This window comes from Cytophaga sp. (genome assembly GCF_051961495.1).
Lineage (GTDB): Bacteria > Bacteroidota > Bacteroidia > Cytophagales > Cytophagaceae > Cytophaga.
This window is the reverse complement of sequence record NZ_JBQCDF010000194.1, coordinates 1-3,126: the sequence shown is the minus strand read 5'-3', so window position 1 is coordinate 3,126 and position 3,126 is coordinate 1. Positions and strand designations below refer to the sequence as shown.

Below are 3,126 nucleotides of genomic sequence, written 5' to 3'. Positions count from 1 at the left end.
GTGCTATTTTTGAGAAAACATATCTGGGCGTTGAAGGCAGCAGCTTCGCGATCAGTAACCGGGTAAAAGATGAAAACGACGATTGAACAAAAGAAAACAAACCTTTTTATCATCTTAGCAGGCATCTTTATTACCAATGCCATTCTTGCTGAAATGATCGGAGTAAAAATATTCTCCCTTGAAAAGACGCTTGGCCTGGAGGCCGCGCAGATCAACCTGTTCACCGATTTCAAACTGGATTTCAATCTTACAGCAGGTGCATTGATCTGGCCGATTGTATTTATTTCTACAGATATCATCAATGAATATTTCGGGAAGAAAGGTGTTCGGAAAGTTACCTTTCTGGCTATTGGCCTGATCGCTTATAGTTTCTTTATTTTATACATGTCGACCAATATTGCACCATCTGACTATTGGCTGAAAGTAAACAATATTGATGCGAACGGGCAGCCATTCAATATTGATTATGCCTTTCAGCGTATCTTCTCCCAGGGGCAAGCAATCATTGTAGCTTCACTTACAGCCTTTCTGATCGGACAATTACTGGATGTATATGTATTTCATGCCATACGCAGTTCAACGGGTGAAAAATGGCTGTGGTTGAGAGCAACCGGCTCGACATTGGTCTCACAGCTGATCGATAGTTTCGTAGTTTTATTTATTGCTTTTTACCTGCTTGCGGGAAATAATAAGTGGAGCATTGAACAACTCCTTTCCATAGGTATCATCAACTACATTTACAAGTTCACTACTGCCCTGCTGCTTACTCCCCTGCTGTATGTGGCGCATCACTTTATTGATAATTATCTTGGCGAAAAAATTTCTTCTGAGATTATAGAAGATGCCAATACAACAGGCTATCAGGATTGAGAGGAACGAATGCGGTCACAGCATATAGCGGTCGCAATGCCCACATTCAGAGATTCCGCCTGCCCGAACTGAGGAATGGTAATTGTTCTGGTGATGTATTTTTTCACATCCGCACTGATACCATGCGCTTCATTCCCCATGACCAGCATACCTGCACCGGGAAATACTATTTTATGAATATTCTCTCCCTGTAAATCCGCGGCAAAAATTTCCATCTTCTGTCTGGCCAGAAATTCCGGGAGATTCACATAACACACCTCCACACGCAGAAATGACCCCTTGGATGAATTGATCACCTTCGGGTTATAGATATCAGCCGTATCTTCAGAACAGATGATGCGGGAAATACCATACCAGTCTGCGATACGGATAATTGTTCCCAGGTTGCCGGGATCATTCACATTATCGAGTACAAGCACCCATTCCGGATTCAGAACTGCGGGCAATTCATAATTTTTAATTTCACAGATCGCTATTGCCGAATCATTGCTCTGCAAGCTACCGATATCATCCAGCTCTTTATCGCCGGCCAGTTCAATCCGGCCTGAAAAAGGCTGTAACTCTTTTTTATACTTATTTTGAAAGTACGGAGTAATCAGTAATTTCTGAATGTTAAAATCAGACGTTAATACTTCAAGCACAGACTTTTCGCCCTCTATAATAAATTGATTATAAAGTCTGCGAAATTTCTTAATTTGAAGAGATTTAGTGAATTTTACGGTCTGTTTCGTTAACATTTGCCTAAGAATTGAAGCTACTATATTACATTTTTACAACCATACTCGCAATCCTTCTGCTTCAGGGGTGCAAACCATCTATCAATTATTTTGCATCTGATCCCGATTACAAAGGCAAGTACATGCTTTACTCCCAAAAAACAAAAGGAGCAAAAAATATTAATTCAGCGGAACTTGAAAAACTCTACAAACAAAAAGCGCAATACAAACTGTTTGGCTTAACGCCCTATCTTACGATCCACTACATGGGAAAATCGTTTTACGATACCAGTTATATACAGCAACAGATCATTGTAACAAAAAATAAATACGATAAAAAGATCACAAAAAAACCACTGACAGAAAAGCGTTATCTGTCGCTGATGGCAAAGAAAAAAAAGAAGATTGAAAAATTAAAAGCCAAGCTGGTTGAAGGCAACTGGATGATGGGTTCCTTCGGAGAATACCCGTCAATACTGGATACCAATGTAATCCGTTTTACCAAAGACCAGATCTCAACGTATTTATTCAGCCAGGGATTTTTCAACAATACCGTAACATATAAAATTGATACGCTTGGCAGGAAGGCCTTTGTGGTATACAAAGTAAACGAAGGCAAACAATATTACTTAAAATCATTTGATTACGATATTCAGGATACAGCCATTTATAAAATCGTTTCTACATCAAAAGGATCTAAACTGGACAAAAACGCATGGTACGACCAGACAAAAATTGAACTTGAGCGAGACCGTATTTACAAGCTGTTAAAGAATAACGGCTACTATGAATTCTCAAAGGATTACATAAACTTCGTTGTTGATTCAACCATTGGTGATAACGGTATTAAAATGATTACTGAGATTGATGATCCGAAAGAATCTGTACATACCCGTTTCAAGATTAATTCCGTTCTCTACATTCCGATACGTAATGCGGTTGATTCACTAAACAATCCGGATACCCTTACATTCAACCACATTAAATATTGCAGAAGACAGATTCATTATAACTATAAAATACTTGACGGGAAAATACGTACACGGCCTTACAGTTACTATAAGCAAGATTCTCTGATCAAGACTCAGCAACAGCTTGGCTCTATGGATATGTTCCGTTTCGTAAATGTGAACATGGTGAAAAGGGATTCAAATCTTCTTGACATGCTGATCTACACCAACCGCTTGCAGAAGTTTCAGATCTCGCAGGAATACGGAGTAAACGTTGTACAAGGTGTATTACCAGGTCCATTCTTTAATGTGAACTTCCGGAACCGGAATATTTTCGGTAATTACGAGATCTTTGATTTTGGTGTGCGCTATGCACTTGAAGGACAGGCATCCGTTCTTGACAATCAAAACAAATTGCAGACCATAGAATGGGGCATCAATACCAGCCTTACCTTCCCGCAGTTACTTACCCCTACGAGGCTGCGGTTTGCGGCAGCTAAGTTTAATCCTAAAACCCGCGTTACCTTTGGTTACAATTCTACACAGCGACCGGAATACGATCGTTATGGTTTCCGTTCACAGTTTACCTA

2 protein-coding genes and 1 pseudogene are annotated in these 3,126 nt (G+C 39.8%); 2 read left to right on the top strand and 1 reads right to left on the bottom strand.

Going from position 1 to position 3,126, the window contains the following annotated elements; all coding sequences use genetic code 11:
- Nucleotides 1-69: 69 nt before the first annotated feature.
- On the top strand, nucleotides 70-870 hold the full coding sequence (locus ACTHJT_RS10525) for a queuosine precursor transporter (RefSeq protein ID WP_440237981.1): 801 nt from the start codon (nucleotides 70-72) through the stop codon (nucleotides 868-870).
- Here the strand turns inward: ACTHJT_RS10525 and ACTHJT_RS10520 are convergent.
- A complete protein-coding gene (locus ACTHJT_RS10520) occupies nucleotides 861-1,607 on the bottom strand; it encodes a TrmH family RNA methyltransferase (RefSeq protein WP_440237980.1) in 747 nt (248 codons plus the stop codon). The two genes, ACTHJT_RS10525 and ACTHJT_RS10520, sit on opposite strands and share 10 nt — an antisense overlap.
- A gap of 11 nt (nucleotides 1,608-1,618) precedes the next feature.
- Here ACTHJT_RS10520 and ACTHJT_RS10515 point away from each other — a divergent pair.
- Nucleotides 1,619-3,126: pseudogene (locus ACTHJT_RS10515) on the top strand (BamA/TamA family outer membrane protein); the annotation flags it as partial.

Bases quoted from the DNA above. Each gene is read 5' to 3' on its own strand.
- ACTHJT_RS10525 (WP_440237981.1), top strand. From the start codon at position 70: ATGAAAACGACGATTGAACAAAAGAAAACAAACCTTTTTATCATCTTA.
- ACTHJT_RS10520 (WP_440237980.1), bottom strand. From the start codon at position 1,607: ATGTTAACGAAACAGACCGTAAAATTCACTAAATCTCTTCAAATTAAG.